Origin of the sequence: Alcanivorax sp. 1008, assembly GCF_020667895.1 — a bacterium.
Classification (GTDB): Bacteria; Pseudomonadota; Gammaproteobacteria; order Pseudomonadales; family Alcanivoracaceae; genus PGZG01.
Genome location: NZ_JAFMPS010000023.1, coordinates 1 through 23,972, shown reverse-complemented (window position 1 = coordinate 23,972; position 23,972 = coordinate 1). Strand labels below are relative to the sequence as shown.

Annotated in this window: 24 protein-coding genes; 14 read left to right on the top strand and 10 right to left on the bottom strand. The window is 49.9% G+C overall.

Annotation, left to right across the window (positions count from 1 at the left end; translation table 11 throughout):
- The 6 genes from J1C54_RS14790 to J1C54_RS14765 all read left to right on the top strand — a co-directional run.
- The coding region (locus tag J1C54_RS14790; protein WP_304504413.1) for a JAB domain-containing protein at nucleotides 1-179 on the top strand (179 nt) is incomplete at its 5' end.
- A gap of 116 nt (nucleotides 180-295) precedes the next feature.
- On the top strand, nucleotides 296-1,495 hold the full coding sequence (locus J1C54_RS14785) for a site-specific integrase (protein WP_229149412.1): 1,200 nt from the start codon (nucleotides 296-298) through the stop codon (nucleotides 1,493-1,495).
- The gene (locus J1C54_RS14780) at nucleotides 1,483-2,997 is read left to right on the top strand and encodes a hypothetical protein (RefSeq protein ID WP_229149411.1); all 1,515 of its coding nucleotides are present in this window, start codon (nucleotides 1,483-1,485) and stop codon (nucleotides 2,995-2,997) included. The genes J1C54_RS14785 and J1C54_RS14780 overlap by 13 nt, the downstream gene beginning before the upstream one ends.
- Complete coding sequence (locus J1C54_RS14775; RefSeq protein WP_229149410.1) at nucleotides 2,997-5,039, top strand: hypothetical protein; 2,043 nt, start codon at nucleotides 2,997-2,999, stop codon at nucleotides 5,037-5,039. Before J1C54_RS14780 ends, J1C54_RS14775 begins: the two co-directional genes overlap by 1 nt.
- Nucleotides 5,026-5,394, top strand: coding sequence for a hypothetical protein (locus J1C54_RS14770; RefSeq protein WP_229149408.1), 369 nt, complete (start codon nucleotides 5,026-5,028; stop codon nucleotides 5,392-5,394). The genes J1C54_RS14775 and J1C54_RS14770 overlap by 14 nt, the downstream gene beginning before the upstream one ends.
- Before the next feature lie 10 nt (nucleotides 5,395-5,404).
- Nucleotides 5,405-5,818 (top strand): hypothetical protein, encoded by a 414-nt coding sequence (locus J1C54_RS14765; RefSeq protein ID WP_229149405.1) that lies wholly within the window; start codon nucleotides 5,405-5,407, stop codon nucleotides 5,816-5,818.
- A 42-nt stretch (nucleotides 5,819-5,860) separates the two neighbouring features.
- On the opposite strand, the gene J1C54_RS14760 is transcribed toward J1C54_RS14765, so the two are convergent.
- From J1C54_RS14760 to J1C54_RS14730, 7 genes are all read right to left on the bottom strand, one after another.
- Nucleotides 5,861-9,046 (bottom strand): type I restriction endonuclease subunit R, encoded by a 3,186-nt coding sequence (locus J1C54_RS14760; RefSeq protein ID WP_229149403.1) that lies wholly within the window; start codon nucleotides 9,044-9,046, stop codon nucleotides 5,861-5,863.
- 147 nt (nucleotides 9,047-9,193) lie between these two features.
- On the bottom strand, nucleotides 9,194-9,868 hold the full coding sequence (locus J1C54_RS14755; protein ID WP_229149401.1) for a hypothetical protein: 675 nt from the start codon (nucleotides 9,866-9,868) through the stop codon (nucleotides 9,194-9,196).
- A gap of 10 nt (nucleotides 9,869-9,878) precedes the next feature.
- Entirely contained in the window at nucleotides 9,879-10,433 is a 555-nt protein-coding gene (locus J1C54_RS14750; protein ID WP_229149399.1) for a hypothetical protein, read from the bottom strand.
- A gap of 63 nt (nucleotides 10,434-10,496) precedes the next feature.
- Nucleotides 10,497-11,885 (bottom strand): restriction endonuclease subunit S, encoded by a 1,389-nt coding sequence (locus J1C54_RS14745; RefSeq protein ID WP_229149395.1) that lies wholly within the window; start codon nucleotides 11,883-11,885, stop codon nucleotides 10,497-10,499.
- Nucleotides 11,882-13,861, bottom strand: a complete 1,980-nt coding sequence (locus J1C54_RS14740) for a class I SAM-dependent DNA methyltransferase (RefSeq protein ID WP_229149392.1) — start codon at nucleotides 13,859-13,861, stop codon at nucleotides 11,882-11,884. The genes J1C54_RS14745 and J1C54_RS14740 overlap by 4 nt, the downstream gene beginning before the upstream one ends.
- Nucleotides 13,862-13,998: 137 nt before the next feature.
- Nucleotides 13,999-14,355 (bottom strand): hypothetical protein, encoded by a 357-nt coding sequence (locus tag J1C54_RS14735; protein WP_229149390.1) that lies wholly within the window; start codon nucleotides 14,353-14,355, stop codon nucleotides 13,999-14,001.
- A 14-nt stretch (nucleotides 14,356-14,369) separates the two neighbouring features.
- On the bottom strand, nucleotides 14,370-15,092 hold the full coding sequence (locus J1C54_RS14730; RefSeq protein ID WP_229149388.1) for a hypothetical protein: 723 nt from the start codon (nucleotides 15,090-15,092) through the stop codon (nucleotides 14,370-14,372).
- A gap of 145 nt (nucleotides 15,093-15,237) precedes the next feature.
- Here J1C54_RS14730 and J1C54_RS14725 point away from each other — a divergent pair, with 145 nt between their 5' ends.
- On the top strand, nucleotides 15,238-15,468 hold the full coding sequence (locus J1C54_RS14725; RefSeq protein WP_229149386.1) for an MbcA/ParS/Xre antitoxin family protein: 231 nt from the start codon (nucleotides 15,238-15,240) through the stop codon (nucleotides 15,466-15,468).
- A 150-nt stretch (nucleotides 15,469-15,618) separates the two neighbouring features.
- Here J1C54_RS14725 and J1C54_RS14720 read toward each other — a convergent pair whose 3' ends face one another.
- From J1C54_RS14720 to J1C54_RS14710, 3 genes are read right to left on the bottom strand one after another with little or no spacing between them, the layout of a single operon-like run.
- Nucleotides 15,619-15,996: a hypothetical protein gene (locus tag J1C54_RS14720; RefSeq protein ID WP_229149384.1), complete on the bottom strand. Its 378-nt coding sequence runs from the start codon at nucleotides 15,994-15,996 to the stop codon at nucleotides 15,619-15,621.
- A gap of 31 nt (nucleotides 15,997-16,027) precedes the next feature.
- Nucleotides 16,028-16,609 carry a 3'-5' exonuclease gene (locus J1C54_RS14715; RefSeq protein WP_229149383.1) on the bottom strand — a complete coding sequence of 194 codons (582 nt, stop codon included), beginning with the start codon at nucleotides 16,607-16,609 and terminating at the stop codon, nucleotides 16,028-16,030.
- Nucleotides 16,610-16,644: 35 nt separating this feature from the next.
- Entirely contained in the window at nucleotides 16,645-16,944 is a 300-nt protein-coding gene (locus J1C54_RS14710) for a hypothetical protein (protein ID WP_229149382.1), read from the bottom strand.
- Nucleotides 16,945-17,625: 681 nt separating this feature from the next.
- Here J1C54_RS14710 and J1C54_RS14705 point away from each other — a divergent pair.
- The 7 genes from J1C54_RS14705 to J1C54_RS14680 form a co-directional block, all read left to right on the top strand.
- Nucleotides 17,626-17,889, top strand: coding sequence for a hypothetical protein (locus J1C54_RS14705; protein WP_229149381.1), 264 nt, complete (start codon nucleotides 17,626-17,628; stop codon nucleotides 17,887-17,889).
- 133 nt (nucleotides 17,890-18,022) lie between these two features.
- Complete coding sequence (locus J1C54_RS14700) at nucleotides 18,023-19,948, top strand: AAA family ATPase (protein WP_229149379.1); 1,926 nt, start codon at nucleotides 18,023-18,025, stop codon at nucleotides 19,946-19,948.
- Between the two features lie 140 nt (nucleotides 19,949-20,088).
- Nucleotides 20,089-21,252, top strand: a complete 1,164-nt coding sequence (locus J1C54_RS14695; protein ID WP_229149377.1) for a toll/interleukin-1 receptor domain-containing protein — start codon at nucleotides 20,089-20,091, stop codon at nucleotides 21,250-21,252.
- 137 nt (nucleotides 21,253-21,389) lie between these two features.
- Nucleotides 21,390-21,767: a DUF6855 family protein gene (locus J1C54_RS16780; RefSeq protein WP_370635678.1), complete on the top strand. Its 378-nt coding sequence runs from the start codon at nucleotides 21,390-21,392 to the stop codon at nucleotides 21,765-21,767.
- Nucleotides 21,768-21,837: 70 nt separating this feature from the next.
- A complete protein-coding gene (locus J1C54_RS14690) occupies nucleotides 21,838-22,380 on the top strand; it encodes a hypothetical protein (protein ID WP_229149374.1) in 543 nt (180 codons plus the stop codon).
- A gap of 121 nt (nucleotides 22,381-22,501) precedes the next feature.
- Entirely contained in the window at nucleotides 22,502-23,335 is an 834-nt protein-coding gene (locus J1C54_RS14685; RefSeq protein WP_229149371.1) for a hypothetical protein, read from the top strand.
- A gap of 126 nt (nucleotides 23,336-23,461) precedes the next feature.
- On the top strand, nucleotides 23,462-23,972 hold a 511-nt coding region (locus J1C54_RS14680), incomplete at its 3' end, for a hypothetical protein (protein ID WP_229149370.1).

Genomic DNA, 23,972 nt, shown 5'->3' with positions numbered 1-23,972 from the left:
CGGCGCTGATTTTGGCGCACAATCACCCGTCTGGCGTGGCCGAGCCCAGTGAGGCTGATCGCTCCATTACTCGCCGTCTGGTTGAGGCGTTGGGACTGGTAGATATCCGGGTGCTGGATCACCTGGTATATAGCATCAGCTCCCATATCGTCCCAATACTCCTTCAAAATAATCGTTAGCTTCGAAGTGTTTTATGAGGCTACAACGTATTCTTTAAAAGTTGTATAAATAAAAGCCTGAAGGCGTACTAACAGAATTGATGTTCACATAAAGGGCATGAAGAGGGGTCGAACTTTTGATCCAGAAAGGTAAAAAGCCTTTCGGCGTCAAATTCGTTAAAAATAACGAGCCAGGAAAAAACGACCAAGTAATCCCCGTATATTGTACATTATACGAGAGACCTGAGCCGATAAGTACATATTGGCTTAACTGCTCAGCCAACAGAGATAGGTCAAATAGTAAAATTAGCAAAGCTTACGATCTGGTAATATTCTTCGAGTGGTATGAAGAAAAAATAGGAAGTTTTTCTAAGAATATCATTTCGCTGTCCTCTCTCCCGATCTTCCTCGCAGATTCTCTTCTTGAGCGTATATCAAAGCCGGTCACCAGAAGTGGATGCTTGTCTCCATCCACAATAAAGAGACGATCCTCAACTATTGCCCAGTTCTTGAGGTACAGCTATTCGCAGGTTGTTTCTTCATCAAGTAAAAATGAAAAGGCGAGAAAGTGCCTTGATGATCTTGAGGTATTTATCAAGATAATCTGCAAAGACACTTATTACAGGAAAGAAGAATCTACAAACCGAGCAAGTCATGAAGACGTATCTATGGTGATATCAGCCATGCTGAGACAGCTTGATAGCGAAAAAAATACCGATTCGTATGTTAGACAGTTAAGAAATACGTTGATTATTTGGCTGATTTCTGAGACTGGAATGAGAAGGTCTGAGCTATGCATGCTTACTTTAGACTGCATAGATATAGACTCTGCCAGACCGTGTATAACTGTGAAAGTAAAGCCTCCACAAGAGGTGAGTCCTCGTCGGCAGATAGCGTCAATCAAAACTAGAGGAAGAACCCTTCCAATTAGCCAGAAGCTGGCAGATTTTATATCAAACTATATAGATAACTGCAGAGTATTAATCCGCGAAAAATCGACCACGAGATGGTCATCCTATCTATTCTTAAGCATGCGAGACGGCGCCCCACTGGGCCCGAGCTCCGTGTACGTCATAGTTTCAAATGCGTTCAAAGAACATGCTAAATCAGGCATCGTCGTTTCGCCTCACGACCTCCGAACATACTGCATTTCCAAGATTAGAGATCAGCTGATAAATGATTCAACAACAGATAATTTCTGGCTCGGAAAAGATATTGTTTCTTATGTCGGCGGATGGAGCCCGGTAGGCGAGATGGCTGACTATTACACAAACATGGTCGTGCGCGAAAAACTAAACCATCTGGCTGCAAGGATATATAAAGAATGGAAATGGTAGCGGGACTCAAAAAGCCTATTTCACCTTTTTCAAAGCCAGATACAAGGCTGATTAATCAGGGTGTTCTAGTTTCACCATTGCAGGAAAAAATAGTTTTAAAAACAGGTGAGGTTGTATATCTGTGGCCGAAGTCCATAAGGCGTCTAAAAAAGGTGAAATATCTTCCTGCCGTTAACGTAATTATTGATTTCAGAAAGACGTTTTCGGAAGACGTAATTATTAGCTATATCTGTTGGAGGTCAGTAGAAAGCATTGCGCCAAGATACTGTATACCGGTATTCAAGAAGCTCTTATATGAAATAGAGGAAATATCAAAACATATTCCGAAGCCTAGAAATCACAAAGATAATTATCAGGATGAACTTCATGAATTTGTTAGAAGCTACACAATAAATGCCTGTGGAAATAAACTTCTGGCCTTAAAAATATTTATCGATTGTGCTGGTCTTACGCCATTCAAAGATCTATTTGTTGACGCAAAAAAGCACATGATAAAGCGGAAAGTAAAGAAAAGAGTGAGCCATCATACAGGCGTATCGTGGGGAAAGGGTCCATTCACAAAAAGAGAGACAGCGCAAATTATCGTAGGATTAAATGATGATAGGTTAAATTCAAGAGATAAATTCATCATAGCATTTTTGCTGGAAATTGGATGCCGGGGTTTGAGTCTCGCCCAGATGCGTCACCAAGACATAGTAATGCATGAGCGCGGAAAAATACGCTCTATTCGCATTCCTCCCGTGAAGCTCCGGACTTTGAAAAGTGACATGCCGGCGAACATAAGAAAGGGAATATCTGCTCGACTCGGCGAGTGCTACGCGAACTACCTGGATGACGTAAGCATTATTAGCTATCGCGATGGCGCGGGCTATCTAATAGGCGAGCTAAGGAGTGAGTCCGATGAGATGGCGATGAAGATGTTTGCGCCCGTCGAATGGGGGCTTGAAAAGATTAACCGGTCGTTGCGGAATTCAGCGAAAACGCTGGGGTTAAAAGCGGATAATGGGTCTCCGCTTCGTTTATCCGTGTACAGATTTCGGCACACTCTCGGGTTGAGGATGGCGTGCATCGGTAGTTCAGCCGTCGAGATCGCCGCCGCACTGGGCCATGCTGGCACGGAAGCCGTGGAGAAATATATTCGACAAGGATCAGCTATGGCTCAGTATATCGACAGCGCGATGTCATCTTCAGAAACTCACCTCGAGGCATCTTCGTCCTGGAAGAACCCAATGCTAGCCAGAAAGTCGATGAAGAAAATCATGTCGATCGGCCATTGCTCCAAAGCTTCTCCGTGCAACCTTCATCCAGGCTATTCGTGCTATACATGCGCGCGATTTCAGCCCTCTGAGAACATAGATCATCAAGAATCTATTGAGCAAATAACTAACTACTTTGATTTTTTCACTGGGCGTTCTAGTTCACAGATTGCTGCCTCGGCGATATACCTTAAGGACGAGTTGATTATGAGAGCCAGAATGTTTTCTGTTAAGGAGAGCGAGTAATGGATTCGATAGATGATGCGAAAGGACGCCTTCTCCTTAGTTCTCTTCTATCGTTGTACCAAAAATCCAAAGGATACATGGATGAGCTGGTTCTGGATTCGGAGATTGGCGAGTTGAAAGAGCTCTCGACGTCATGCTATTTCAGATACGCTGGGATCATGATGCAGATCGATGGGATCGGTGGCCGGTCGGAAGATGCGCTAATAAGCCACACTGAATACTCATATCAGGCGTTCTATGCTTATCTGGTGTCAGATATATTCTTGCGCAGAAGATCTCCTCAAACAATGGTTGCCAAGATAGTCTCTTGTCGCTGGATCAATGCCTTTTGTGCAGCGAATATTAAAAAGCTCAACTCAGCCTCAATGCAAACGGTAAAAGAATTTCACAGCTTTATCGATACGAATTCATCGTGCGGACTAGAAAGGAAGTATCTTTTTATAAATCAGTTCATTGCATTTCTGAAATTCCTTGATCTAGAAGGAGTGATATGTATTACGGGAAACTTGGCGTGCACGATAAAGAAAAGTGATTTTGAAGCCATCGATCCTACGACAAAAGAATTCGCTTTGCGGAGAAAAAAGAAATCTATTGATGACGACTTCTTATACTACATATGCAAATCCAAGGAGGCGGTTTATAGAGATGATCGATTCAGTGATTATGATAAAATTATGATTCAATCCATTCCATTCTTTATTGGATTGGGGCTCCGCGTGGGAGAGATTTGCTCGTTGCCGCTTGAGTGCATCGTCGAGAGAGAAGATGGCCTCTACCTGAGGGTTTGGAGCGAGAAGACATCTTTTTTCAATCTTAGATATGTTCCGGCTATCTGGAAAGACTCCGTCATTAGCGCCGTTCACGAAATAAGGACACTCACCGCCAAGCCTAGGATGCTGGCAGAAAGCATCTCGCGAGGATGCTATGCAAATGAGATAATGAAAAAAGCTAGGAGTGTAATTTCATCTAGCGGTCTTGTAAGGCCGATTGTCGTTGGCGATACAAGTAATTCGACATTCGTTTATATTCCGGAGGCTGAAAGACTAGGCTTCCCACGGACATACATTCGAGGGAGAAGTAAAGTCGGGAAAATGGGCCCGCTTGTAGAGATAGAATCAGGTCAAACTCGGTTCAGATATGCTGTCAACATGGAATTGCTCCTGCATGGGCTGTTTAATGATCTAGTAAAAAAGCTTTCAAAGCATTACGGATCAAGCGCTGTGTACGCGTGGCAGTTTGGTGAACCTGCCCCGGATTTATTTATTGAGAGGAAGGCGTTTCGTGTAAAGCAACCGCTTGAGGATAATCTTTTTATTATCTCTCTTCGTCAGTCGTCATCATGTGCCTTGTCTGCAATACCATTTCCAGAAATATTAAAGCCGCACCATTTTACAGATTTCTTTTCGTCTCCTCCGAATGCAAAAACTTCCATTTTTGACCGAGTTGGTCTTGAGAGGGACTCTGGCTCAAGAATCAGAATATCGCCGCACCAATTTAGGCATTGGGTTACTTCTGCTTTCCATCGACACGGAACCAACGATCTAGCTGTTGATCTGTGGATGGGGAGGTCGGTCGGGCAGAACAGGAACTATGACCTAAGGACGTCAGAGGAAAGGGCGCATAGAGTGCGTGAAGTGGTTGGTAGAATTGACACTAATGGCATTTCGGTTGTCGGAACTGCTAAAAAATTCATCCCTGGGGATTCTCGATCTATTAAGTCTGCGCATCTTACGCCGTGGGGCATTTGCTCAAGGGACCTTCAGGTCTCGCCGTGTGAACGACATTTGTCGTGTATTAAGGGGTTTGGTACTGAATCTGGCTGTAAGAACTTTGTTTTCGATCCGGATAGCAAAGAAGCTCTTTTAGAGATAGTTAAGCTCAGAGATTTTTCCGTTTCGCAACAGAAGGTAGTAGCTTCCTTGAAAAGTGAGATGGTTGGGGTTGAGATGGTCGAAAGGCATCTGGATCATCACCGAGAGACGATTCGAGCATGCGACGAGATTATAAGACGTTTTGGGGGGCGTGAAGATGTCAAGACCTAGGATCGATATTGATGAAGCCATACTGACTATTCGGGCTTATATCAAAAATAATCCGCAAGAGAAAATTACCTGGAAGCGCGTGGTGGCCCTCACTGATGTGTCAAGAAGCACACTTTTCAGGAGTAAAGAAGTAACTGAAATTATTTCGCGCCATAGAGATCTGGCTTCTGCACCGAGATCCGGAAATGGCAATGGTCTTATTTGTGATGGATGTGGCTTTCCGATTGCTGATAAGGAGTACTTTTCTAGAACGATCGAGATGCATCATAAGCGCGAAGCAAAGTTGATCGAGATAATGAAAGAAAGGGGAATTAACCTAATTGAAATAGCATCTCTTATGGAGGATGCTGGTTAATGGGGGGGTTATGACTGGCAGCGATGAACTGAAGTTCTGGATAGGAATAAGTATGTTTTGCTTTAAAGGCGAGAAAGCCATGCTCAACAAAATAGAACGTATCGATAGAAATTATATTGATAGATTCTGTGCTGCAACAGGAATCGAAGAGGGTTTGGTGCATGAGGCGATATTAGTTACTTCGGAGAACTCAAGCTGCGATAGCGGCTATGCCATCGATAGAAGATCGAAGGAGATAATGGGGCGAATCCTTATGCTAATGAGTCGACTTTATCTGCTGTCGTCGAAAGGCGATATTATTCATTGGATGAAATCTCCATGCGAGCAGCTCTTAAATGAAATCCCCTTAAAAGCATGCAGATACCCGATGGATTTAGATCGCATGATTGTAATATTTCGGAAGGGTGTGGATTTTAGCGCTTAATAGATTGATTTATATGTTCTAAAGTCAGAAGGTCGAAGCACATTACCATTGTGTAGCTCCTTGGGATCCCTTTGGCGCCATCCGCCCGGCCAGCATTCTGAGAATCAACAATGCAAACTCCCGCTGCGTTTCCGGACTCTCGAGAATCGGCGCGGACAGCTTCTCGTAATCTCCCAGGGAGTCGAGCACTGCATCCGTAACCCGCTTCGGGAACAGGCCATGCATGACCTGCTCGGCGCTGTGCGAACGCACCTGCTCCATGACCTCCTCGTCCCGACCGATGCGGTCGGCAATGCCATTAGCGAAATGCAACTTGTCCTGTTCGGTGACTTCAAGCCCAAAAAGATCATTCAGCTTTTCAATAATTTCGGAAAGGCGTTTCTTCTCCGGGTCATGGGGCTTGCCTGAGCCCACTTCGCTGAGCGGCTTCAGGCCGTACTCCCCCTCCTCTTCCTCCAGTCGCAGCTGGTGTTCGGCGCGCCTGGTCAGGCGGTAGTGAGTCAACTGCAGCTCGGTCACGTCCACCTTTTCCTCATCCAGTCGGTCAACGCGCAGTAGCGGGTGCAGGTGTTTGGCGTACACGCACAGCTGCTCCAGATCCACATCATCGTAGTGAACGATCTGAGAAAGGAATTCATAAGCCCGGACGAAGCTCTGCAGGTTCTTGCGGAACAGATCCAAAGCATCCTTGCGCTCCCCGGCTTCCTTCAGCTCCTGCTCAGCGCGCTTGCCGCCGGCTTTGTCACCATTACGCTCCGCTGTCCGAAGGCTCTCCCGCCACACGCGAATATCATCAAGCGCGGCCCGGTAGCGGATGGCAAACCGCTCCTTGGCCGGGTGGCAGTAGTAGCTGAGCTTGCTGCTGGCCGCCTTCGGATCAAAGAACGCCAGAGCAAACTCACGCACTTCTTCCCAGTGGTAGATCTGCTCCTGATCCAGGGTCTTCTGCAGGTCGTACACCACATTCACATCAGACACATTCTCCAGCTCGGCCTTGTTGTAGTACGGCGCGAAGGCATCGAGGATGTCCTGCGGATCGTTGTAGAAATCGAGGATGAAGGTTTCCTTGCCGGGGAAAGTGCGGTTCAGTCGCGACAGGGTTTGCACACAGTCCACACCCTGCAGCTTCTTGTCCACGTACATGGCGCAGAGCTTGGGTTGATCGAAGCCGGTCTGGTATTTGTTGGCGGCGATCATCACATTGAAATCGTCGGTGTCGAAGGCCTGCGCCAGATCGCGACCATGCAGGCCGGGATTGAGCAGGCTGCTGGTTTCCGTGACTTCCTCGGGGATCACTTCGTCCGGCGGTACGCTGCCGGAGAATGCTACCAGCGGGTGTACGTCCTCGTAGCCTTTGTCATGCACATAGGCGCGCATGGCCAGCGCGTAACGCACCGCCTCCTGACGACTGCCAGTGACCACCATGGCCTTGGCTTGGCCATCGAGCAAGTGGCGCACATGGCCACGGAAGTGCTCCACAATCACTTCTACCCGCTGGCTGATATTGTGCGGATGCAATCGCACCCAGCGCGCCAGCGTGGCAGAGGCCTTTTTCGATTCCACCTCGGTGTCGTCGGCATCGGGGTGGGACAATTTCCAGGCGGTGCTGTAGGTGGTGTAGCACTTCAGCACATCGAGAATAAAACCTTCTTCGATGGCCTGGCGCATGGAGTAGAGGTGAAAGGCCTCGGGCTTGTTGTCGGCGCTGGGCGGCAGCTCGGGATTCGGCGGCCGGCCGAACAGCTCCAGGGTCTTGGCCTTCGGCGTGGCAGTAAAGGCGTAGTAACTGATGCGCTCGCTGGGCTTGCGCGACGATACGGCGGCGTCGAGCAGCTCTTCAGCGCTGATCTCTTCCTTGTCCGGGGTGTCGGCGCCAAGAATGGCTTTCAGCTTGGTGGCGGAACTGCCGGTCTGGGACGAGTGTGCCTCGTCGGCAATCACAGCGTAGCGGCCACCGGCCAGCTCCGGGCGCTTGTCCAGCGCGTCGTACAGGGCCGGAAAGGTCTGGATGGTGACGATAATAATGCGCACCTGATCCGCTAGTGCCTGCGCCAGCTGCTCGGACTTGCTCTGGTTGCCAATATCGCGACTGATCGGCTGCACCACACCGCTGGCGTGTTCGAACTGGTAGATGGTGTTCTGCAGCTGACTATCCAGTACGGTGCGGTCGGTGACCACAATCACCGAGTTGAACAGGCGGTTACCCGCCTCGTCATAGAGCGAGGCCAGTTGATGCGCGGTCCAGGCAATGGAATTGGATTTGCCGGAACCGGCGCTGTGCTGAATCAGATACTTTTTGCCCGCACCCTCGCGCCGGGTGGTGTCGAGCAGCGTGTTGACCACCTCCCACTGATGAAAGCGCGGAAAAATCAGGGTTTCCTTAGTGATGCGCTTGCCGCCGAAATCCTCTTTCACCTCTTTCTGCAAATGCAGGAAGCGGCCAAGAATTTTCAGCCAGGCATCCGGGGCGAACACCCGATCCCAGAGATAGGCGGTGGCGTAGTGGTGTTCATCCGCCGGAGCAGGATTACCGGCGCCGCCCTCTTCGGACCCCATATTAAAGGGCAGGAACCAGGTGGCCTGCTCGGCCAGCCGGGTGGTCATGGCCACCTCGTCCTGAGTCACGGCGAAGTGCACTAGCGCGCCGCGCTTGAAAGTCAGCAGCGGCTCCGGCTTGCGGGTCAGCGGATCACGGGTGGGGCGGTCCTTGCGGTACTGACGCTTGGCATTCTCGATGGGCTGCTTGAAGCCGCTTTTCAGCTCCAGCGTAGCCACCGGGATACCGTTGACGAACAGCACCAGATCCAGACGCGGGTTGTACTTCCCCTCTTGTGCGTGGGGCGAGTAAGACACCTCCTGCACCACACGCAGCCGGTTGGCGCCGTAGCGAGCCAGAGATTCCGGGTTCATGCCATGGTCCGGCTGAAAGCTGCACAGGTCGAGCTTAACCCCCGGCACCTTGAAGCCATGACGCAGTACCTCCAGCGTACCGTGGCGCTCCAGCTCCCGCACCGCGGCCTTGATCAGGGCGGCCTCCGGGTTCTGGGGAGAGTTCTTGCAGAACTTGTCCCAGCGCTCTGGCCAGGCCTCGCGCACATAGCCCACCAGATCCTCAGGATAGAGGGCATGAACCCGGTCATACCCGCTGGCCGGACCGGTCAACCAGCCGTTGGCGGTCATGGCTTGAATGATGTCCTGCTGAAATCTAGCTTCCCGGCTGTCAGCCATGATGTCCCCTGTTCTTATCTTATTGCTGCAAGGCTCGGTCAAAAGCGCTCAATCTTGTACTAATATTCGTCACTGGATCGGGAATGCTCGACCGGCAACTGGCCTCGGCGAATGCGTCGTGGCCTTTTGTTATTTGCAAAGACTACCTTAGCTTCCAGCCTTTAGCCTCGCTTCCAGGCCGTTTCTGGCGCGCCGATCGGAGTTGGCCGACTCATGAAACGCCGGCTCATAACCCGCTGCCAATACGGCAACCGTCGCCCTCGGCGTGACCACCATGACCTGCCCCTCCGTGGCGCCGGCCAAGGCCTGACCATACCCATCGATATGCCACGGCAACAACCCGGAGGCGTGAACCGCGTAGTAGCCGCCATCACGCTCGATCATCGTGCCAATCGGCAGCTCTGCAAGGTTGGCCTGCCAGAGTGGTCTGCTACCGTCCGGAGACAAACGCTGTTCATGCAAGATGGCATCTATCTCCGCCACCTTGAGCTTGCCGTCAGCCGACTCAGAATGTGCCAGCTGCCACGCCTGCTTGAACTCATTGAATCTCGGCCGACGACACTCCGCACAGGGCCGATGCCCTGCCGCCAATGCGGTCACCTCATCGAGAAAAAACAGCTCGGTGTACATGCCCGGTGACATCAACTGGCGCTTGCGGCCTTTGAACTCCAGTGCACAGGTAATCCAGGCCTTGAGGCGGAACGGGCGAACCACTTCCTTGTGGTCGTTATGCAGCAGGCCGCGATTGCCCATCAGGGTGCCGCGATCGCTGGTGGCGATAATGTCGCCGTTGGGCAGGACCCGGTTTTGCAATGGCATCATGCCTCTCCTTTCAGCCCGGAAGACCATCCAGCACACGAAAGAGTGCCGTCATGGATCGCCTCAAATGCGGCAAGTCAATAAAGTGCTCGCCTCCGAGGGGAACCACTTCCTTCTTGGACCTGATCTTCACTGCATAGCGAAAACTTGTCGACCTGGGGTCTATCTCTGCAACCTCACGCAAACGGTCGATGATCCAATCAGGCACATCCTCGCCAAAAGATGCCTTGATATGAGACTGGAAGCCCTCCGCCAAGGCGTTAAGATCATGACCATCGCCACCTTTCATTGCACCCTTGACCGCCAACTCGATTGCATGCCGATAGAGAAACAGTATCGGCATAGAAACGGTGTAATCCTCGACTCTCTGATCGAAAATGTCCTGAACCAACTGCTCAGCAGCATTAAAGTACTCACGCGCAATCTCTTTTCGGCTCGAATCTCCCATGCCACCAATGAGAAAAGCATAAGGCCCACCCCAGGCATCCTCTCTTCCAATATCACCGGGCGGATCAGTAAATATTGGGCGCCGCAGATCATCATCCGAGACAAACACGTCTTTGGCCATTCACTTGTCCCCTGCCGAACAAAGAGTTCATCCCTTCGCCTTCCGCTGCTATTGCTTTGAGCACTAGCTGTATTGTGCTGCCTCTTCTGACGCCATTGGCATAGAGGCAGATAGCGCTGTATCTGATCGCCAGTCACGGACGTCAATTATCCCCGTAACTGCAACGGATACCAGCGCGGACCGTCGCTCCTGAAGAAGGCTTATGCTGGACTCAGATGAAGAAATTAAGTCATTGATCAATGAAGACTTGGACTGGATGAAATGGCAAATGGCCTCTTGCTCTTCTATCGGAGGGAGAGGAAGTGGGTATGCTCGCACATCACTGCAGGTGATTGCGGCCTTAGTGCTCCCCCAGTCAGCCGAGTCGTGGCGAATTCGCGAGTAATTTGCATTCAACCAATCATGAAGATATACCGGATATAGCTTTTTACTTCTTGGCTGTATAAATGCAACATGCTGATTGATGGTTGCTTCAATTTCAGCAATGGTCACCATGCCTCGGGTTTTCCCTTCGCCTGTAATTGCCATCAGAACACTGCCGGGCTTCACAATTGGAAGTGCGCATTCCCGGAGAGCTTTATCGGTAACAAACTGATCAGCATCAATAACTCGCTTTAGGTTTACTTTCGAACTGTTCAACCAAGGATAGTGTCCATCGTTCCAATAGGAAGGATTATCTCTTGCAGGGGTACATCCGTTACCGACGATACACTGCCATCCTATTCTTGTTATTTCCCAATGTGCCGGCACTTCGCCGAGCCATTCGACGCCGGAGTCTTTCATGGGGGCGTTGGGGTTGATGCCTTTGGTGACGGCGTGAGAGATGACGGCCTGGCGCTTTTCCTTGAGCAGTTCGATCAGGCGCTGCTGCTCGGCAATCAGGGCGTCGATTTTGGCGGTTTCGTGGTCGAGGAACGCAGAAATGCTTTCCTGCTCTTCCTTGTCAGGCGCAGCAACAAGAAAATTCGTGATGATTTCTGTTGGCACTCTCTTCAATCCACCAGCGCCCGACATCTCAGATTCCCAAATTTTCATCAAACTGTGTTCTTGAATTCTGTAGTACAGGAAGCGCACATCTGCGTTACGAGGCCTGAGAACGTTAATTTCACTGGAGCCAAACCCCAGACCACCCGTTAACCCCTGAGCGATTGCCATATTGCGGTTCTCAAAACACGGCGTCACCTTAGCAAAAAGTACATCACCGTCTCTAAAGTACGTGTAGCCTCCAATCACATCCTCTATTGGCCTATTTTCATCCAGTGCGATTTCGCCAGTCTTAAGCTTCTCCATCGGAATAAAGCTGCACAGAGAGGCCCCATCCTCTGTAACTTCCGACTTAGAGGGGTTGAGTCTTCCCAGATACTTTATCGAACCAACCGTCCAATGCTGTGGAACGTCGCCCAACCACTGCACTCCAGAGTCTTTATATTTCTGATAACGAGGAAAACTCATGCAGACAGCCCCTCAATCATCTGCTTGATCCTGTCGGTACAGGCTTTCAGGTCGGCATCAATCTCTTCCAGCGGGCGCGGCGGCTTGAATACGTAGAAGTGGCGGTTAAACGGAATCTCGAAGCCGACAATGCCGACCTCACCATCCTGTTCATCGCATTTGCTTTCGTCGATCCAGGCATCCGGCACATGGGGCATCACTTCACGTTCGAAGTAGTCATGGATGGATTCGCCCAGCGGCACGTTCTCGTTGTCGCGCAGGCTGGTGTCCGGCTCGGGGTTGCCGTGCTTGTCGGTGCAGATGTCGGCGTCGTCATCGCGCTCGGACAGGGCATTAAGAATGGCCTTGAGTTGGGGCGCGCCTGGCTTGGCGTCTTCGGCCTTGAAGGCCTTTTTCAGATCTTTCAGGAAGGCGTCGCGGTTGCGGTACAGCTTGTCGGCATTCAGGCGCTGGCAGGCTCGGGTAATGGCCTGCAGTTCGTCTTGCTCAAGTTTGGCCAGCGGGGTTTCCTGGGCCAGTTTGGCAATGCGCTCAGCGCTGGCCTGGAAGTTTAGCTTGAGCGGCCGCTCAACGGTGATGCGGCGGTAGCCGAAGGCATCCACGGGGAAAATCTTGGTCTCGTCGTTTTCCTTGAAGTCGCCGTACAGGCGCACGATGGCATCGATATTGGCGTCATCAATGTACTGGCGCTTGGAGCCGAGGGACTTGCGCATCTTGCTGTAGCGGTTCACCGCATTGATCAGCTGCACTTTACCCTTGCGCGCCTTGGGCTTGTTGTTGCTCAGCACCCACACATAGGTAGCGATGCCGGTGTTGTAGAACATATCGGTGGGCAGCGCGACGATGGCTTCCACCAGATCATTCTGCAGCAGGTAACGGCGGATCTCGGATTCGCCGCTGCCGGCACCGCCGGTAAACAGGGGCGAGCCATTCAGGATAATGCCGATGCGGGAGCCACCCTCTCGCGGGTCGCGCATCTTGCTGACCAGGTGCAGCAGGAACAACAAGGAGCCGTCGGATACACGTGGCAGGCCGGGGCCAAAGCGGCCTTGAAAGCCTTTCAGCTTGTGCTCGTCGGTGACCTGCTTCTGCACCTTTTTCCATTCCACGCCGAAGGGTGGGTTGGAAAGCATGTAGTCGAAGCGGGTGTCGGCCAGCTGGTCGTCGGAGAGGGTGTTACCGAGCTTGATGTTGCCGACGTCCTGACCCTTGATCAGCATGTCCGCCTTGCAGATGGCGAAGGACTCCGGGTTCAGCTCCTGACCATGCAGCGACACCGTGACCTGTTTGCTGACCTGCTGAATGTACTCATCGCCTTCCGAGAGGAACCCTCCGGTACCGGCAGTGGGGTCATAAATGGTGACGATGCTGTGCGGCTTGAGCTTCTTGTCTTCGCCGGTGAGCACCAGCGAGGTCGTCAGGTGGACGATGTCGCGCGGGGTGAAGTGTTCCCCGGCGGTTTCGTTTGAGCTTTCGGCAAACTTGCGGATCAGCTCTTCAAAGATGGTCCCCATGCCGAAGTTGCTGATGTGCTTTGGGCTCAGATCGATCGAGGCGAAGCGCTGCACCACCTGATAGAGCAGGTCGGCGTCACCCAGCTGCTGGGCAAAGTCCTCGAAATGGAAGTGCTCGAAAATCTCGCGAGCGTCCTTGCTGAAGGACTGCACATAGCTCATCAGGTCGTCGCTGGTCTGGGTATCCGAGAGCTGGGCCAGCGACAGCGGGGAGGCATTGAAGAACTGCTGATCGGCGGCCCGCAGCAGCAGCTTCTCGCGCACGGCGTCGGTCTTGTCCTTGTTGGCTTCGGCGGATTTCAGCACCTTGGCCTTGGTCGGCTCCAGCACACACTCCAGCCGGCGCAACAGGGTAAAAGGCAGGATCACCCGGCCATACTGGGACTGCTTGAAATCACCACGCAGGAGGTCAGCGACCGACCAGATAAAGGCGGCGGTCTGGGAATGGTTTTCGGTATTCACGGAGACTCCCTGTATTGTTATGGCTCTGCTACAGGCCCGGGCTGCCTTCCTGTGGCCGGAGCGGGCGGCCCTGGCGGCAAAGACAAACCCTGCCCGGGACTGGAAAAGGGCATGCTACTACGAAGGTTGGGCGAGCTCTAGGCACTTCCCCAGGCCCGACCCTGCTTGCAGCGTGCCTGCCAGTGCCGCACCGACTTGCCCGGGTTGTTGTACTTCTGGCGGTCACGGGCTGATTGGCGAGCCACGGTGACAATGACTTCGCCCTCCACCACCAGATAGAAAGCCCTGGCCTGCGAAATGAGCTGTGCGGCACCGGCACATCCGGCCATATCGCGACAGGCCATCTCTGCAGCGCTACCGTTCAGCCTGATCCGGAGGCGACCATTGCTGACAGGATCTTCAATTCCGTACCGCCAGATCACATCGATGTGCATCTCGGAAACGCCCCTGGTACGGGCGCGTGACAGAGCATGAGGAGACATACAGGGTTTCATGGCCGTCCTCCTACTTAGAGAAGAAGCTGAACTTTCTTGAGTTCGTCATTACTCGGGGTGCCTGGCACCATCGAGTCCCATAACCGAACGTTAAAGCCCACCATCGGGAAAGAGCCGATCCCAACCGACATGGCCTTGCGCGGGGGAATAACCCGGGTCAGCGGATCCCTGTCCAGATAATCCGGCTCTTCATCACCCCAGTGCTCAGTAAATACCGTCCTGACCAACCCAAGCGGATCGTCTTCGACCCTGCTCTTAATAGCGTGTATCGCGCTGAACATCAGGCTGTCATAGTCCCTGACGTCCTCTTGGTCTATCAGGTCGACCCAGAGCTGCCCAGCAAGGCCCTCCTCGTCATAGAGCCAGTCATAAAGGGCTCTCTGGTCGAAGGGCACCAGCAGCAGCAGGACCCGGTTAAAGAAACAGTCCTTATGGATATTCCGATCCGCACAGACCTTCTCAATGTCAGCGACCAGCTTCTCCGGCAGGTTAAAGGTTGCCGACTTGCACTCCAGTTCCCGCAGGGACTTGTGGATGAACTGGCTCGCCACATCCGAGTTTCGGAAATCCGACCGCCTGAGCTGGGCGATCTCGTGGGATAGTGCCTTGCTCAGAAAAGCATCCCTGCGCAGGCAGGCATCCTCTGTATACTTGCTGAGCGAATCCAGCAAAGGGCGCCAGACGCCAAACTGCACTTTCTTGATAGGACTGTCTGGTTGGCTGATTTTCTTGGCCACGGGAGGCTCCTGCTCTTGGCGTGAAGCCACTTTATAGCCGCTATATTCTTTTTGAAATATCTATTTGGAATAGAATATGGCTGGGCCGAATGTTGGCCCATTCAGAATGAGTGACAGCGAACAAGCGCTTCAGAGGGGCGGTAGCATGAACGACAGAACCAGGCAGGCAGCACCAGACCAGCCAGAGCCAACTCCAAGCATGGTAATGGCACTGGCTGCAGATGTGCTTGGCAGCCGAAAAAACGCCAAGGTTTGGCTTGCCACCCCCAATGCGGCGCTGGGCAATCAGAAGCCCGCAGACTTGCTCGATACCATGTCTGGGGCCCGACAGGTCTGCGGTGTGCTATGCGCAATCGAATATGGCGGCGCTGTTTAGCGAGACCCGCTCCTTAACCCTCGACCCACCAACGGCCATGCGTGGATTTCAGAAAGCCCCCCTGATGACGGCCCCCTGAATCAGCATGAAGCACGGTCATAACCTTATCTAAGGTCGCTAACACGATGCCACCTTGCTCCTAATCTAGGATCAGGCTCGGAAATTCTTCAGCCACTCTTGGTGGTGATCTGGGCAAAGAGTCCGCCAAAACCCCTCTTGTTCGACTCGCTGTCCTACAGCGCCACATTCTTCGCATGTACGAGTACTGATCATGCTGGCCATATGGATCATTCCTGCCTGCAGAGAATCTGTTCCTGTCGCATAAAAGCACAGCTCGCCAAACTTCTGCTTTACCTGAAGAGCTCTGACCTGAGGGCTCCGTCCACTATCCGTCATACGCTGAAGCCCCCAGCAAAGCGTGTCGATCAACACAAACCAGCCGTCGCCAATACAAATCTCCCTATAATCGACTTGGCCAAGAATCTTGTCATATCGCTCGAACAGACTATCTTCAAGTTCCTTCCTCATAATGCTTCCCTCCGGTTATAAATTAACTTGGTTACGAGTTGTCACTCTGGAGCGCACCTACTCCAGCGAGGATTTTATGGTAGTCAATGAACGGCAGAAGCCTCGCGACATTACGCGCATCGTCAATGCCTCGGTGGTGGGTGCCCTCGAACGCTAGCCCGTGAAAAGCAAGAGCAGATCTCAGCCCAGTGCGACTATGGCGGGTGGTTTGCCTCCACGATTTCTTGAGATTGACGTGGAGCTTTTTCTGAAACTCACAATGGCTTGGATATCGCTGCTCCATTGAAGCGAACTCGCGAAAATCGTAGTTGCCCCACGAACCCCAGATTCCGCCCCGATGGCTCACCCAGTCATCCAGCAAACGCATGGCATCTTGATAGACCGGCGCCTGATCAACATCCTGCTGGGTAATACTGGTCAATCGGGTGCAAAATTCGCTGAGCACAGGATCATTGACTGGACGAACGAAGGTGCCGAATTCATCCAACACCTCCCCGGCAGGTGTCGCCATGACACATCCGATTTCGATGATTTCGGTCGCGTCCACCGTATAATGACCACGGTCCTCCCAGCATGTCGCCTCGAGATCTAGAACAAAAATTGGCCGTGCCATAGTGATTCCTTTTAATTGCTACGCTGCCCAGAGCCTCAAATTTCAATAACCTCGTTAGGGGCAAACCCGTAATTTCGCTCTCGTGGATAACCCAGTTCATTGGATATCACTCTGGTGCCATCGAGGTTTTCATCAAAACTCGCATGCGTATGGCCGTATAGCAAAAGGGAAGACTTGCCGCGACGTTGTGACTGCCCCGCAGTCAAAGTAATCCCGCCAAGTCCTTCGCCGATATCAACGGCGAACACCATCAGATTGGCTTCAGGTCCGGGGATCTGGAGGGGCCCATCGGGGCTAACATCGACATGGATGTCGCTAAATACTTCAAGTTTCATGGGTTTACGCTCAGTTTCTAGTTTTGAAACAACCCTCAGGCAAGGCGGAGAGGGCAAAGCCGGTCGCACAGGCTTATATAGAGCGTTGTATCTTGTTGGTCTGGCGGGGGGAGGTAGTCAGGCACCCACGCAGCAACCCGCTGGAGGCTTTCGCCGCCGGCAGAAACTGCAAATGGTGGGTGTGAAGCATGAACATGGTCTGAATGCCATAGAGTCAAGTTGAACAAACATAGCGCAGGCCTATGCTGGGATGCAACGGCGAGGACTGAATGCGTGCTGCAATGAGGCGAGCTACTCTAATGCCGGCTACTGTGATACTCAAAAGCAGAGCCCCGTCCGGCGCAGGACTGGGAGGCGCGTGTAGTTGCAAAATTTGATTTACAGGCTCGGAAACAACGGCCACCGACTTATTGCTTTCTGAGAAGTTGGAGCGTCGCGTAACGCATTGAATTATATGGAGTTGCAAGAGGCTGTTTATGGGGCTCCTTGAAACCCGGCTAGACGCCCTGAGTCACCGGACGGATTCCCTCGTGTAAGACATTGGCTATATCGGCGTAACACGTTGATTGGGCTAAAATTCACATTCGGTAATAAGTAGGTCACCCCAGAATTATGTCGCAGTCGGGTTATATCGGCGCTTCGAATGAATGAACTGTTAAATGTACGTAAGGAAATAGATCGATGAGTAACGACGATATGGACTTTGTATCAGGGACGGCAGCAGCACGCTCCATATCTAATCTATGCTTTGTCGGTGCAGTTATATTTCTCATATCTCACGAAGTGGGTATTACAGATTCGCTTTTAGATTGGACTCCATCGATAGCAGTGCCAATTGTTCTTGCATTACTCGGTGTCGGTCTTCGTCTCATTGCTATAGACAGATTACTTCGTATGGCTCGCCAAAAAGATCATGAGGCAAGACGTGTTGATTACGGTGAATAAGACATTTAACAAGGCGGTGTTGTCGCCTTCGGCTGGGACAGCCCACTGCGTGGCCTGCCCCAAACCTTGGCGTTAGGCACTAAAATCTCAATGCAGCGCGAACATTAGCAATCACGAATCAAGGGAAATAAGAATGAATAAGATAAGTCTTACTAGCGTGAAGCTTCACAAATATAAATCGTTCGAAACCGAGCAATGTTTTGAGGTTGACCCTAAATCCACGATTCTAGTTGGATTGAATGAATCAGGTAAGACTTCTGCAATTGAAGCAATAGCTAAAACAAACTATTTTAGGGATGAAGAGGCTTTTAAGTTTAAATTATCTAGGGATTACCCCAAGAAAGAACTCACATCAATCAGAAAGTCTGAAGAAAATCCAGCTGCAATCACTTGTTATTATCTTATACCGAATGAACTTCTTGAAGAAATTAACAATGAGTTAGGACGGAATGTTTTTAGTACCAAACTGTTTAGTGTCACAACTTACTATGATGGTACTAAAACAATAGGAGGTGTAACTGCCTCGGTAGACAAATTCATTTCTTACTTGGCATCAGAAATTGGTTTTCCAGCAGACGGAGCCATCGCCAGTGCACTTAAATCTTGTAAAACAAAAGATGTATTTGATGAAATAATTTCTGGTGAAAATGCTACTGATTTCACTGAAGAACTTGAAGAGTATAGAGATTGTTTTGTTGCTGGAAGTTGGAGCAACGGTATCAGTAAAACCATTTGGGTAAGATTTCTATCACCAAACGTACCCAAATATCTTTACTACGATGAGTATTACTCATTGCCCTCTCAGTTTTCATTAGAAAAACTTAAAAGTTCTTCGTTGGAAGAGGAAGAGCTAAAGACCGCTCAAGCTTTGGTCGAGCTTGCAAATATTGACATTGACCAACTTTCAAATACGGATGACTGGGAAGAATTCATTTCAGAACTAGAAGCTACAGAAGCATCTATTACTGAAACTTTATTCAAGTACTGGACAACAAACAAAAACCTTGAAATTGCGTTTCGCATACAGCCTGTGGAATCAACCCACCCAAATCATGGAACGCGTATCGTTGAACACATATTAGATATCCGCGTAAAAAACAAACGAGCAGGAGTAACTTTACCGCTTAAGAATCGAAGTAAGGGGTTTAACTGGTTCTTTTCATTTCTGGTATGGTTTAACAAAATCCAAGAAGATCCAAATTCTAACTACGTAATATTATTGGATGAACCTGGATTGAACTTACACGGATCAGCACAGCATGATCTTCTCAGGTTTATTGAAGACTTAACTGCGGACTATCAGGTTATTTACACCACGCACTCACCGTTTATGATCCAGCCAGGTCAGCTACATAGAGTAAGGACGCTCGTCGAAGAAAAGTATGGGAGTAGAATTTCTGAATCGGTGCAAGAGAAAGATCCCGATGCTCTGTTCCCGCTTCAAGCAGCTTTAGGCTACGATATAGCGCAGAATCTGTATATTTCTCCGAATAACTTGCTTGTTGAGGGGGTTTCAGATCTCATATTTTTACAAGTGTTATCCGACTATTTGCGGTCAATCGGAAAGACTGGTCTTAGTGACAGTATTACCATCGTACCAGTAGGCGGCGCTGATCGTATCGCCTCATTCATATCATTACTTCGTGGAAGCAAACTCAAGGTTTGCTGTTTGCTGGATACCCCTAAATCTCAGAAGCTTAAACATGCGCTGGCATCATTAGCAGAGCAAAAAATAATTGCAGAACGGAATGTTCTACTATTCGATATTTTCACTAAATACGATGCTTCCGATGTTGAAGATATGTTTGAAAAAAGTGAATACCTTCAACTATTTAATTCGTCTTTCTCTGAACACACTGACATTAATCAAGGTCAATTGGAATCAGAAAGTGGTTTAATCGTCGATCAAATAGCTAAGATTATTGGCACGTCTCGTTACAATCACTACCGACCGGCTAGAGCTTTGCTTCAATCGCAAGCTCAATCAGATTATATTTGTGAAGAAACTGCTAAAAGATTTGAAGCGCTCTTCATCCAGATAAACGAGTTAATTGGCTAAGCCGGCGCCTAACAAGTGTAGTCACCTGTCACAAATTGCTACGCGCCTTTTTGTGTTTTCGCTACGCTCAATTTTACACAAAAAAGCACTCCACAATTTGTGCAGGTGCTACAGGCGTTAAATCTGAAGAGGAAAGTCCATTGGTTGAAAATCCAAAAGTCTTCATATCTTATTCGCATGACGACGAAGATCATAAGGAATGGGTTTATCGATTGGCCACAGATCTAATGGGTAAAGGAATTGATACTGTGCTAGATCAATGGGATCTTGAGCTTGGAGCCAATCTGCCAAAATTTATGGAAAATGGCTTGCAAGCGTCAGATCGAGTTTTAGCAGTTTGCACAGATAACTACATAGACAAATCCAATGGAGGGATTGGAGGTGTCGGTTATGAAAGCACAATTCTAACTGCCGAATTGCTGATGAATCAAAAGACAACCAAATTCATACCCGTGGTTAGGTCAGTGACAAAATCGATGAAAACTCCGCTGTGCTTGGCTGGCCGAATGTATATCGACTTTAGCATTGACGAAAATTATGCCGATTCACTAAACCAGCTTGTTCACGAAGTGTACGGCCTGAAACAACGCCCAAGACCTAAATTAGGACCAAATCCGTTCAAACCAAACGAGAAAGAAAAGCCAAGACTGGGTGAGAGCAGCACTACATTTTTCCATAAAAGGTTTAGTTCCGCGTTTCCCGGAGTTAGAGGTATAAATTGGTTCGAGGAAAACGAGGCCATCGATCGATTGATGATACTTCTGGAACAGCCATTGGTTTTTGAGGATGGGATTCCTATTTGGTGGTGGAGAAATGGTGACCTGCAGATTAAGAAATTTGAAAATATTGGAGAAGGAGTTGCGCTGATGGATGGCCAAGAACTTAGTATTAAAAAAATCGCTGCTGTTAACGCTGGCTCCTATTATCAATCCTTCGTTTACGTTGAGGTTGACCCAATGAAACCTACGGGTCTTTATCAATATGACTTTCAATCAAGCATTGAGAATTTTGGGTACGCAAGCGAAGAGTACGCAATATTTGATGGGCACAATATAACCAGAGAAGAATATGACGATAATGCCGCCGTGGTGAACGGGAAGCCCGTCGATCTAGCTGGAAATGCTGAATTCCGGCTCAGATATCTCACCCCATATAATTTCTTGATTGCCGCCCAAAACTCTCCGATAAACAACAATAGCTATTATCGCACTAGAAGAATCCACCTGAATCAGATCTTGGAAGGTAACCTTGGTCTAGAAGATTTAACAGATGAGATCCTCAAACTTCCAAAACGTGGTTACTAAAGATTTAGCAGTCATCAGAATCGGAAAAAGCTGCGCTTCGGCAACTTGCGGTTTGCTGCGCAAACTTTTCCGTAAGCTACCTGCGCTCCGCATTTCCGCTGTGCAGGGCGTTATGTGAACGAGGAACGAGAAGACTAATGGACTGCCAAACATCTACACAACGGATCCCGTTTTCGTTCGAGATAGACGAAGATGCCGGCTTGCTCACTATTACGTCCAATGCTGGACATGATCACCAATACCAGCTTAGGTGCTTGAGAGATACTTATGAGTGGCTTCGAAGTGATATGAATGGCCAATGGGTGTTGCTCGGGTCGATAAATGAACAGCATGTTCCAGCAAATGGCTCTGTCGAGGCGTGGTCACGGAACCCTGGAAATCCGGTGTGTGGTTTCTATGGTGTCACTCCTAACTTTCGAGGTCGCTTTGCTTCATACGTCCCTTCCGTATTAGAAAAGCTTGGCTTTGTGGAGCTTGAAGGCTTGGCTACGAATAACCGAGTGCGAGCAAGGTGAATCACATAACAAGAAACGGCAGCATGTCACGGCCGCTGCTTTTGGCGTTAAATAGATCAGGAGGGGGCAAATGGAGTTTGATGTCCTGGGGAAAATAATAGCCCCGATACTGACAGGTGTTCTGGGGATATTGATAAAAAGGTATTTTGAGGCTAGGCCAAGGCTTGTTACGTGGCTCATCCACGCGGCGGCCATACCGCTAAATGATGGCAATGGGACTACCGTAAATACCCATAGTATTGTCGTGAGTAATACAGGAAAGAGAACCGCCTACAATATTCGCATTGGGCACAACTTTCTTCCTGCATTCCAGATTTTTCCTCAGCTATCACATGAGGTAATCCGAGGTGCAGATAGTTCAGCCGAAATTGTAATCCCCACCCTTGTGCCGGGAGAGCAGATCAACGTCTCTTATATATACTTTCCTCCCAATTCGTGGAGCCAAGTGCATTCGTACTGCAAGTCGGATGAAATGTCTGCGAAGTACATAAATATAATCCCTGCTGCGCAACTGAATAAATTGCAGATTTCTGTTATTTGGGGGCTTATGTTTGTAGGCACCTCTACTCTGGTTTATTGGAGTCTGTACTGGCTCTGGCAGTGGGCGAGCTAGATCTATTTAACAATGGTCTGCACCGGATAGATTTCCGCCGTCATCTTTTGTGTATTAAGTCGCACAAAAGCCGCCATCGAAACTTACCCGGTGAGCATGGCGTCGGGGCCAAATGAGGAGCATGATGAAGACGTGTTTTGTTTGTAGCGGCCCCGCTGAAACTGAGGAGCACATTATTCCCAAATGGCTCCAGAGGCAGTACGCCCTCTGGGATCAGAAGTTGTCCTTGCCGAACAGAACAACTATTACTTACAAGCACCTAAAAATACCATGTTGCTTTGATTGTAATAACAACGTGCTGTCCCAGCTGGAAACAAAAGTTAAGTCGGGCACGGCGACCGACGAGGAGCTGTGGAAATGGGCCGCTAAGATCCACTTCGGGCTGCTGAGGAAAGACGACTTCTTAGAGTGGGACAGAAAAAATCCAGGTTACAAAATTGGTGATGTCATTAAGCAAGACGACCCATTTGAGCTAGATCGGCATTTGGCCCATAGCATTCACGGCGAATTCGAAACTGACCCGAGTCCATGGGGCTCCGTTTTTCGATTTAAGTTTGATAGACCGGTGGACTATCACTTCGCCCACCTGATCTCTCCGGCAGGCTTGGCCGTAGCATTCGGTGATGTCGGGTACGTCATATTTGTGAGTGACACGGGGTCGCTATCGCGCCAGCCTGACGTTTGCCGGTCCTACGAGTTTCATCGAAAGGACGTACACCCTGGAAAAATGCTGAATTTCTTTGCAAATTCTTGGGTTCATCTCTTCCGTCACAGGGTCAGCTATCCTTTTCTTATGACGCCAAACTCAATAGCTTTACTGGGATCTCCGAAGCTTATCGAGACGCTTCCATTTGGCGATGATGACTATCGGCAGCTTTGGTCGTACATTACTTCCAATCCAGACGCAAAGATCGTGACCACGGAAGAGTATCAGTCGCGCAATGGCCTACCCTAACAAGCGCACGTAATTTGTCGCAGAGTACGGGGCCGCACGCCCTACACTGCGTTTCGGGAGGCTTCGTTGCGAGCGTTCGGCACTCAATGCGTAGCCGCGTACAAATGAATAGAGAGCGACCTTGAAATGCAGGAGACAATCTTAAAGTTAGGCGTGGAAGGCGGCTCAATTGCAATTTATGGGCTTCGAGGAAGCGATGGCTTGAGAAAGTACGTTCTTGAAAAGAGCGAAGTTGCACTTCGAGACATGCTGCCAGATGAAGATTTTGACGGTCAGGCAGTAGTTAGGTCGACTACAGTTACTTCATGGGCAGAGGCCGTCAGTCTGTTGAATCAAAATCCACAATGGCATCGCTTTAGCCCAATTGAAGTCCATCCATACTTTGAAAAAAGAATCCTCGCTTTGGTTGGGGAATGCGGAGGGGCATCTGCAACAGAGAGATGGCGTCGCTGTTCTCGCCCTTCTGGAATTCAGAAGCCGAAAGAACAAAGTCTGAAGGAAATTGAGCCAGGATTGGTGGGTACTCTTGGACCCGAAAAAACTAAAGTTTTGTATGAGAAATATCTTGATCTAATTCGTCTTGAGATTTCCGAGTTTGGCGTAAAGCCAACCGAGGTTCGGCATCTCATTGGCCGCC

Excerpts from the sequence above, each read along its gene's own strand:
- J1C54_RS14780 (WP_229149411.1), top strand. The coding sequence starts at position 1,483 with ATGGAAATGGTAGCGGGACTCAAAAAGCCTATTTCACCTTTTTCAAAG.
- J1C54_RS14775 (WP_229149410.1), top strand. The coding sequence starts at position 2,997 with ATGGATTCGATAGATGATGCGAAAGGACGCCTTCTCCTTAGTTCTCTT.
- J1C54_RS14770 (WP_229149408.1), top strand. The coding sequence starts at position 5,026 with ATGTCAAGACCTAGGATCGATATTGATGAAGCCATACTGACTATTCGG.
- J1C54_RS14765 (WP_229149405.1), top strand. The coding sequence starts at position 5,405 with ATGACTGGCAGCGATGAACTGAAGTTCTGGATAGGAATAAGTATGTTT.
- J1C54_RS14760 (WP_229149403.1), bottom strand. The coding sequence starts at position 9,046 with ATGGCTGACAGCCGGGAAGCTAGATTTCAGCAGGACATCATTCAAGCC.
- J1C54_RS14755 (WP_229149401.1), bottom strand. The coding sequence starts at position 9,868 with ATGATGCCATTGCAAAACCGGGTCCTGCCCAACGGCGACATTATCGCC.
- J1C54_RS14750 (WP_229149399.1), bottom strand. The coding sequence starts at position 10,433 with ATGGCCAAAGACGTGTTTGTCTCGGATGATGATCTGCGGCGCCCAATA.
- J1C54_RS14745 (WP_229149395.1), bottom strand. The coding sequence starts at position 11,885 with ATGAGTTTTCCTCGTTATCAGAAATATAAAGACTCTGGAGTGCAGTGG.
- J1C54_RS14735 (WP_229149390.1), bottom strand. The coding sequence starts at position 14,355 with ATGAAACCCTGTATGTCTCCTCATGCTCTGTCACGCGCCCGTACCAGG.
- J1C54_RS14725 (WP_229149386.1), top strand. The coding sequence starts at position 15,238 with ATGAACGACAGAACCAGGCAGGCAGCACCAGACCAGCCAGAGCCAACT.
- J1C54_RS14720 (WP_229149384.1), bottom strand. The coding sequence starts at position 15,996 with ATGAGGAAGGAACTTGAAGATAGTCTGTTCGAGCGATATGACAAGATT.
- J1C54_RS14715 (WP_229149383.1), bottom strand. The coding sequence starts at position 16,609 with ATGGCACGGCCAATTTTTGTTCTAGATCTCGAGGCGACATGCTGGGAG.
- J1C54_RS14710 (WP_229149382.1), bottom strand. The coding sequence starts at position 16,944 with ATGAAACTTGAAGTATTTAGCGACATCCATGTCGATGTTAGCCCCGAT.
- J1C54_RS14705 (WP_229149381.1), top strand. The coding sequence starts at position 17,626 with ATGAGTAACGACGATATGGACTTTGTATCAGGGACGGCAGCAGCACGC.
- J1C54_RS14700 (WP_229149379.1), top strand. The coding sequence starts at position 18,023 with ATGAATAAGATAAGTCTTACTAGCGTGAAGCTTCACAAATATAAATCG.
- J1C54_RS16780 (WP_370635678.1), top strand. The coding sequence starts at position 21,390 with ATGGACTGCCAAACATCTACACAACGGATCCCGTTTTCGTTCGAGATA.
- J1C54_RS14690 (WP_229149374.1), top strand. The coding sequence starts at position 21,838 with ATGGAGTTTGATGTCCTGGGGAAAATAATAGCCCCGATACTGACAGGT.
- J1C54_RS14685 (WP_229149371.1), top strand. The coding sequence starts at position 22,502 with ATGATGAAGACGTGTTTTGTTTGTAGCGGCCCCGCTGAAACTGAGGAG.